The following is a 7,954-nucleotide window of genomic DNA, read 5'->3' on the forward strand; positions in this document are numbered from 1 at the left end:
TGTTATTATATTTTCTTAGTTCTTTAACTATACTTTCATTAGGAGTTACCTCCAATTTAAATTGTGAATTTCTTAGAATTCCTACAACTTTTTTAGTTATTCTATCAGCTACTGCTAAATCCTCAAAATCTGTATTTTGTCTATGTTTTTAAATGTAAATAGCTTTTTTATGAATTAGATCATTGATTTATTTATCATCGTTAAAGTAAGGAATTGTATCGCTTCTGCAATTAAGATGAAATGGATTTGCGGTAACTCCTACTCTATAATCTTTAACATCAAATCCTATGCCATCCATGCTTCTACATATATCACTTGTTATTAAATCCAAAGTTGAGATTACTTGATACTTTTTAACTCTATGTTTTATATATGAATCTAATGTGGCTTGTGAAGATATTGCTGCAGTCTCTGTATATACAAGCCTTGCTGCATTTGCTCTTGATACTCCAAATTCTTTTTCTATATTTTTTATAGAATCTTCAGGAGATGCACCTCTTGCTATGTCTTTCATTAAGTTATCCTTAATGCGGCAGTAAGCTTGTTACCTCTTCCCCAAATTCTTTCGTAAAATTCCTTTCCATCACTTGTCCAAGGATTATTTAAAACTATCTTTAATTTATCTTTGTTTATCTTTGTTCATATAGTTCTCATAGGCAATAGAGAAATATATTCATTATTACAATAACGAAAGAATTCAATCAAAAACAAAATGGATGCCACCTACAAAGTATAAGTTAGCATCCACTATAACTAAATAATTAAATATTGTGTCTATTTTTATGGGTATTAATATTTATAGGCATTTCCTGTAAATCCGTTAATTGTGTTTTCTCCATTATTTACAGTTTTTATTTTTACTTCATTTACTAGAACTTTCATGCTCTCGTTATATTTTTTGCCATTTGGGCCAAATTGTACGTCGTAAGGCATATCGAGTTGCACAGATTTTTGTTCGTTTAATGTTATCAGTGGCTTTTCGTTATTTTGTTTGTCCGCTTGGTATATTGAAAATAAAAATCCACCGTAACCTAAGTTACTTATGTCATAAAATGCAATGGAGTCATAGTCAAGTCTTAACTGAATGTCCTTTAAATATTTAGCGTCCATTGTGACTTGAAGCTTTGGACTGCCAAATGTATAGATAAAGTTATTGTTGTCAAATTTAACACTTAAATCTTTTACGTCGGGGAACTTATTTGTCATTGGAAGTAAAAATGTTGAATCGGTAATTTTAAAACAGCTCATCATCTCGTCGTATAATTTTCCTTCTGATGCAATAAAATCTGTTGATGAACTCTTCATTATCATTGATTTTTCAGAGAGCCAAACTGGCGCTTCTAAAAATTCATCATATTTATAATTTCTACGTTCTAGATAATATCCACAGAGGAAGCCTGCTCCCTTTTGATAATCTTCCACTACTTTGCTATAAAGTTCGATTCCGTTTCTTGTAGTTGAAGGTTTAAATATAATTTTATTCTCATAACCTGATGGAATAAATAATTTAAATCCATACTCTGGAAATTCTTTAACTACATAAGAACTTTTAACTTGTTGTGGCAACTTCTCTGGCTTCTTGCCGATATAGGCAGTTTTTGAATTTTGATCCCATCCAACTTCTTTTCCAAAGGCCTCACTAATAAACCTAATTGGCACATAAGTCCTGTCCTTGTTTAAAAAAGTCGCAACGTCCATTTGCTTTTTAGCTCCATTCACTTTAAAGTCCTTGGAGTTTACCTTCATCTCTAAAACATCGCCGTCTCTTGAGATTGTAATTTTCTTTGTCCCATTGTCATACTGAACTTTGTAGCCTAAGTTTTCTGAGATAAATCTAAGTGGCACGAATGTGCGATTATCTTTTAAAATTACATCAGCCTCTTGCTTTTTGCCATCAATAAAAAGGTTTGCATCACCCTTTGCCATTACACTTACATTTAGAAGTGTGAAGATAATGGCAACAATTAATAGTTTCTTCTTCATATATACCTCCTATTTTAATCAAATTATATCATCTAAATTTAATTTTTTAAAGGAGTATAGTATTAAATATCATCACGTGCTAAAGTCTCAAGATCCTTTAGAAAAGATGAAATTTCATTTTTTTGACCATTCCTATAATGAGAATACATAAGATATAGCTCACTTTTTGCACGAGTCATTGCAACATAAAATATTCTTCTCTCCTCCTCGTAGAGTTCGTCAGTCTCACTTAGCATCTCTATGCTTGTGCTAGATGGAAGTGTCCCCTCGTACAAATCAACTACAAAAACTTTTGAAAATTCCAAACCCTTTGCTGAGTGAATAGTTGAAAATGTAATTTTGGCGTCGCTGTCTTTAGGTTTACTCAAAATATATTCAAGCTCTTTAAGCCTTCCTGCGAATAGTTCTAGTGACTTAGAATTTTTGGCAATTAGTTTTAAATAATATAAATACTCGTTTAGAGATTCATAAGTCTCCCTAAACCTCTTTGAGTTATCTTTTAGATAATCTCCATAGCCCATTTCTTTTTCTATATAATTTATTCCGTCATAGACATTAATCCTTGAAAGTTTTCTAAAGCTCGAGTTTAATTTGACCAAGTTTTTGTGATAATATTCGGGCAAATAAGGATATTCTCTTAGGACATTAAAAATATTTTTGCCAGGATGTTTCTTCAAATAATCTATGTGTTTTCTGGAAATATATCCAAAGAGTTTGTAATAAAATTTTTCATATAGATCGATATTTGATAGGTCGCGCGAAAAATTTAAAATATCTAAAATGTCCTGAGTTATAAAGTGAGTGAAGAATTTTGTCTTTTTGTCCTTTATGTTAAATGGAATACTGTTTCTTTCAAAATATTCAACTAGTCCAATGCTCGATAAATTGTTGCGATATAAAACTGCAACATCGCCCTCAAATCCATCAGTCTCTTTTTTTATAAATTCGTATTGGTCGCGTGGCTCTTTTACTTTTATGATGCTTACAGGTTCGTTAAAGTCGTTATCTGTCACGATACTCTTTTTATATCTATCTTTATTTTGATCGATAAAAATATTTGAAGTGTTTACTATATTTTTAGATGAGCGAAAATTATTCTCCATAAAAATTGTCTCTAAATCTTCGTACTCGTCTTGAAGCTTTAGGAGTTCGCTTGGGTTTGCTCCACGAAATCCATAGATGGACTGGTCGTCATCGGCAACAACTAAAAAATTATTCCTAGGTCTTGCCAACATCTTTATCACCAAAAATTGGCTGTGGCTCGTGTCTTGTCCCTCGTCAACTTGTATGAATTCAAATCTGTTTCTGTATTTTGATAAAATAGCCTTATCCTCTTTTAAAATTTCTAATGCCTTTATTATCATGTCGTCAAAATCAATTAAGTTGTGTGCATTTTTGTAATTCTCATAAGTTTCATAAACTTTGGCAAAGTTATTTGTCTCGCAAGTTTTTGATTTTTGATAAGAGATGGGGTTTAGCATGGTGTTTTTGCAGTACCCAATTTCTTTAAAGGCAGTCTCCACAACTTCCTCAGTGGGATAGGAATTATTTACCTGTCTATAAACAGATCTCATTATTTCGTACTTCTTAGGAATATTTGAATCTATTAAATTGTAAGTTTTGCCGCTCTTCTTGGCATAATCACGCACAATCTGGTAGCAAAAGGCATGTATTGTGGAAAAGTTTGAAGAACTATTGGGGCAGAGTTTTGAAAATCTATTTTTAATATCGAGAGCCTGTGCTTTGGAAAAAGTGATAGTTAAAATTCTTCTTGGATCCACTCCCCTATCCATTAGCCTCACGATTCTGTGAAGAAGTATTGTCGTTTTCCCTGCACCAGGAACTGCCAATACTATTGCAGGTCCTTCAAAATGTTCAGTTGCCTTTTTCTGATTATCTGTAAGTAACAAATTATCCCTCCATATACAGTTTAAACTACTTGTGCTTATTTTTAAATCTATTTTTTTAATACTTTGATTGTGTTATAATCATATTAGTAGATACTAAGGAGGGGTAATGCTATGTTAATGACAAATTTCTTACAAAAGAGAAAATCAGTTAGAAATTTTAAAAATGATGTAGTTCCAAAGGACAAATTAGAAAATATAAAATTATTAATGGATGAGATCGGAAAAAGCGAAAGCGATATTAAGTTTAGTTTTTATGAAAACGGTTCAATAATTGCCGACGGACTTAAGGGAAAAGCAGGTTATGACGGCGTAATGATAAAAGCTCCTCATTATATAGCATTAGAAATCCGTGAAGACAATGCTATGAATGCTTTAAAATGTGGCTATTTCCTAGAAAAACTAAATACTAAAATCGTAAATCTAGATATTGATACTTGTTGGATAACTGTTGACCAAGTAGATCTAGAAACAAAGAGATCTGTCTTTGGCAAAGACGGAGAAAATATTAACTTTTTAATCGGACTTGGTTACGGCGCTAAGAAAAAACTTTTTGATCCTGAAGTGACTTCACCTAGACTAAAAGTCGAAGAAATAATGTTTAAAGACAAAATCGGTCTTCCTGTTTCAATTGAAGAACTTGAAAATTATGGAATATTCGATATTTTCTCTTCTGTAAGATATGCACCAAGCCACAAGAACTTCCAACCTTGGAGATTTGTACTTGAAGGAAATAAAATTCACGCTTACATGCGCAAATCAAGCGAAGACTCAAGATCACTTGTAGACATGGGCGTAGTTTTATTCTATGTTGAAGAAATGATGAAATCAATTAACATCAACAACAAATGGGATATTGACCTAAAAGAAGAAGACGATTATTACTACATCGGCTCTTACAATATCTAATCATATAAATTTTATTAAATTTTTTGCCTGTAGTTAAGCTACAGGTTTTTTTATTTTAAAATCTGTGCTTTTAGTCCTAATTAATTTCTGCATTCACCTTTTACAATTTACTTAATAAACTCTCGCCTCTACAAATTATATTTGACAAATTATTTTTCTACTGATAATATATTACACAACAGGAGATATCTAAATGATAACTTCTAAAATAATTTATATAAGCTCACATAATGGGTGAGCGTCTCTATTGACTACCTATAGTCTAGCTATAAATTTATTTCACAGTGATTTTCTATAATTTTCATTGTGCATTAAATTTCTTAGACGCATAGGTGTTTTTTATTGTCCACTTAAATAAATTTAGATTAATCCTCACATGGACTTTTTTAAAGCTTGTTACTAGTCTATCTAAATTTGGACCTATGAAACTGGGGTATTAAAGATAAAAGCAAATTGTTTATAAAAAGTGGAATAAAATCTTTTAAGTACATAAAGTTTGCAAAGAAAATAATTTTGAACCACTTACGGAAATATCTAAACAGTTTCTTTATAACTTTAGGTTAAGGTGATAATATGAAAAATAATTTTATCATTAAAGGCGATATTTGTTACAGCAAGAGCCAAAATGAGCTAAATACCTTTGAAGACAAATATTTAATTTGTAAAGATGGAATTTCAATGGGCGTTTTTGACGAAATATTCGCCGAATACAAAGATTTTGAAGTACTTGATTATTCAAATAAAATAGTTGTGCCAGGTCTTATCGACCTCCACGTCCACGCACCTCAATACACATACAGAGGTCTTGGGATGGATCTTGAACTTCTAGAGTGGTTAAATACATACACTTTCCCCGAAGAATCAAAATACCAAGACTTGACCTATGCTAAAAAATCTTATGAAAAATTTGTAAATGACTTAAAATTTAGCTCAACAACGAGAGCGTCAATCTTCTCCACTCTACATGTGGACTCAACGATTTTACTTATGGATCTGCTCGAAGAATCTGGCATGGTGACATATGTTGGCAAAGTAAACATGGATAGAAACGGAATAGATACTCTGCAGGAGAAGGACGCAGCAGAAAGTGAAAGTGAGACCAAAAGATGGCTTGCTGAAATAAAAGGAAGATATAAAAATACATTTCCAATTTTGACACCAAGATTTACTCCATCTTGCACAGATGATTTGATGGCAAGGCTTGGTGAAATTGAAAAAGAGTACAAATTGCCCGTGCAGTCTCACCTATCAGAAAATCAAAGCGAAATAGCTTGGGTCAAAAAACTAAGCCCTAAGTCAACTTGTTATGGCGATAGCTACGACAGGTTCCATCTCTTCGGCGACTTTTCAAAAACAATTATGGCGCACTGCGTTTGGTCGACAGAAGAGGAGCAAAAACTTTTAAGAGAAAGAGGCGTCTTTATCGCACACTGTCCAAATTCAAACTTAAACCTCTCATCGGGCATTGCACCAATTAGAAAATACCTAGAAGAAGGACAAAATATCGGACTTGGAAGCGACATTGCAGGCGGAATTCACCTGTCAATCTTTAAACAGATGTCTGATGCAATACAGGTTTCAAAAATGTATTGGAGGCTTGTAGATAACGACTTCCTACCACTTACAATCGAAGAAGCATTTTATCTTGGAACAATTGGTGGAGGAAAATTCTTTGGAAATGTCGGCTCTTTTGATAAGGACTTTGAATTTGACGCTGTAGTGATTGACGATTCTGATTACAGAAGAGATGGCTTGACGCTACACCAAAGACTTGAGAGAACAATTTATATATCAGATGATAGACATGTAATCCATAAATTTATACAAGGCAGCAAAATATTTTAATAAACACCCCAAAAAAGTCTTATCTGGAATTGGATAAGACTTTTTTCATGCTTATATAACTTTAAAATTTTTTATACTAAGCATGGAGTTTTTAAAACATGAAAAATTTTATTAATTTACTTATGAAAAGTCCAACAATAAAATATTTAACTGAAACTTAGGACATTTCTCACATTATGAACTTTAAACATTTCAAACTTTATTCATAAAATAAAATTTAAAAAACTCGGTGAAGTTTTAAGTCCACCGAGTTTATATAACAAATATATTTAATTTCTAATTTTCATCATTCTTTTTCCCAAATAATTTTTTGAAAAATACTATTGTGAGTATTGCGGCTATTGCAAGAAATATTGCTGAGTATGTGCTATCTGTGAAATAGACAATCATAAATATTAAAAGTCCATATAGTATTAAGTCCGCTATGACATCTATCATTTTTAATTATTACCTCCGTCCTTATCTTCTACTTTTGTGACGATGACTGCATATCCAAACTGATTTTTTAAATCTATTTTACTATCATCAAGACCATAATTGTTGTGAACTACGGTGTCTGCCTTGGCAAAGTCTTTTTGAAAGACAATTACAGGTTTACTTAGTGATGTTTTTTCTTCTAGGTGTCTTGAAATGCTCATGTTGGACTCTTTGTCTGAAAAGTTTTCTTCAGATTTGTAAGTGCTCGTTTCTCCAATTTTTGCACTTTTAAAGTCTTCTATTTCAGCAAATATATATTTATCTTTTTCCATTCTTATATAAAAGCCGTTAATTTTTTTGGGCATACCGTCTATTATCTTAGTCTCTTTAGATCCATCGTAGCTTACCAAATCAATTTTTAAACTTTCGTCTTTTCCTAAATTATTTACTTTAAAAAAGTATTCTCCTTCTCCAGCTCCTTGATCTAGCTTTTTGTTTATCTCGGCATATATGTCACCCTTCATCTCAACAGGTTCTATAGTTGCCTCACTGCTACAGGCTGTTAAAAATAATAAAACAAATATCATTATGTATAAAAATTTTTTCATAAAAAACCTCCTTGTATTAAATATTCTTTTAAAAATCTTATATAAAGTTTTTAAAATTTATAATTATCGCTTTACAGATTAACACAAAATTTATTGGAAAATTTATAATGATGTGCAATTTTAGAGTTTTTTAAAATCCTCTTTCTATTATCTTCATCCATTACCTTCTCCATAATATTATTGCTATGTATTTAATTTTTTAACAAAGCGCCACAAAAATCATAAGTTAAATATTTTTGGAATTTATATAATATAATCTAAAAAATTTTTCCTGCGTGTCATATT

Annotated in this window: 8 protein-coding genes and 1 riboswitch; of the genes, 3 read left to right on the plus strand and 5 right to left on the minus strand. The window is 31.5% G+C overall.

What is annotated here, in order from left to right; translation table 11 throughout:
- Window positions 1–187: 187 nt before the first annotated feature.
- Window positions 188–514, minus strand: coding sequence for a minor capsid protein (locus ACOX6R_RS06470; protein ID WP_433448468.1), 327 nt, complete (start codon window positions 512–514; stop codon window positions 188–190).
- Window positions 515–659: 145 nt separating this feature from the next.
- On the opposite strand from ACOX6R_RS06470, the gene ACOX6R_RS06475 reads away from it, so the two are divergent.
- Window positions 660–761: an IS3 family transposase gene (locus tag ACOX6R_RS06475; protein WP_433448481.1), complete on the plus strand. Its 102-nt coding sequence runs from the start codon at window positions 660–662 to the stop codon at window positions 759–761.
- Between the two features lie 28 nt (window positions 762–789).
- On the opposite strand, the gene ACOX6R_RS06480 is transcribed toward ACOX6R_RS06475, so the two are convergent.
- The gene (locus ACOX6R_RS06480; RefSeq protein ID WP_433448470.1) at window positions 790–1,983 is read right to left on the minus strand and encodes a copper amine oxidase N-terminal domain-containing protein; all 1,194 of its coding nucleotides are present in this window, start codon (window positions 1,981–1,983) and stop codon (window positions 790–792) included.
- A gap of 62 nt (window positions 1,984–2,045) precedes the next feature.
- Entirely contained in the window at window positions 2,046–3,893 is a 1,848-nt protein-coding gene (locus ACOX6R_RS06485; RefSeq protein ID WP_433448472.1) for an ATP-dependent helicase, read from the minus strand.
- 111 nt (window positions 3,894–4,004) lie between these two features.
- On the opposite strand from ACOX6R_RS06485, the gene ACOX6R_RS06490 reads away from it, so the two are divergent.
- Window positions 4,005–4,799 carry a nitroreductase family protein gene (locus ACOX6R_RS06490; RefSeq protein ID WP_433448473.1) on the plus strand — a complete coding sequence of 265 codons (795 nt, stop codon included), beginning with the start codon at window positions 4,005–4,007 and terminating at the stop codon, window positions 4,797–4,799.
- A 193-nt stretch (window positions 4,800–4,992) separates the two neighbouring features.
- A riboswitch (purine riboswitch) is annotated at window positions 4,993–5,088 on the plus strand.
- Between the two features lie 284 nt (window positions 5,089–5,372).
- Window positions 5,373–6,644 carry an amidohydrolase family protein gene (locus ACOX6R_RS06495; protein ID WP_433448475.1) on the plus strand — a complete coding sequence of 424 codons (1,272 nt, stop codon included), beginning with the start codon at window positions 5,373–5,375 and terminating at the stop codon, window positions 6,642–6,644.
- 276 nt (window positions 6,645–6,920) lie between these two features.
- Here the strand turns inward: ACOX6R_RS06495 and ACOX6R_RS06500 are convergent, their stop codons facing one another.
- Both ACOX6R_RS06500 and ACOX6R_RS06505 read right to left on the minus strand, forming a co-directional pair.
- Complete coding sequence (locus ACOX6R_RS06500; RefSeq protein WP_433448477.1) at window positions 6,921–7,082, minus strand: hypothetical protein; 162 nt, start codon at window positions 7,080–7,082, stop codon at window positions 6,921–6,923.
- A 2-nt stretch (window positions 7,083–7,084) separates the two neighbouring features.
- Window positions 7,085–7,669 carry a hypothetical protein gene (locus ACOX6R_RS06505; RefSeq protein WP_433448479.1) on the minus strand — a complete coding sequence of 195 codons (585 nt, stop codon included), beginning with the start codon at window positions 7,667–7,669 and terminating at the stop codon, window positions 7,085–7,087.
- Window positions 7,670–7,954 lie beyond the last annotated feature (285 nt).

Origin of the sequence: Peptoniphilus sp., assembly GCF_050943655.1 — a bacterium.
Taxonomy (GTDB): domain Bacteria; phylum Bacillota; class Clostridia; order Tissierellales; family Peptoniphilaceae; genus Peptoniphilus_A.

Excerpts from the sequence above, each read along its gene's own strand:
- ACOX6R_RS06470 (WP_433448468.1), bottom strand. The coding sequence starts at position 514 with ATGAAAGACATAGCAAGAGGTGCATCTCCTGAAGATTCTATAAAAAAT.
- ACOX6R_RS06480 (WP_433448470.1), bottom strand. The coding sequence starts at position 1,983 with ATGAAGAAGAAACTATTAATTGTTGCCATTATCTTCACACTTCTAAAT.
- ACOX6R_RS06490 (WP_433448473.1), top strand. The coding sequence starts at position 4,005 with ATGTTAATGACAAATTTCTTACAAAAGAGAAAATCAGTTAGAAATTTT.
- ACOX6R_RS06495 (WP_433448475.1), top strand. The coding sequence starts at position 5,373 with ATGAAAAATAATTTTATCATTAAAGGCGATATTTGTTACAGCAAGAGC.
- ACOX6R_RS06500 (WP_433448477.1), bottom strand. The coding sequence starts at position 7,082 with ATGATAGATGTCATAGCGGACTTAATACTATATGGACTTTTAATATTT.
- ACOX6R_RS06505 (WP_433448479.1), bottom strand. The coding sequence starts at position 7,669 with ATGAAAAAATTTTTATACATAATGATATTTGTTTTATTATTTTTAACA.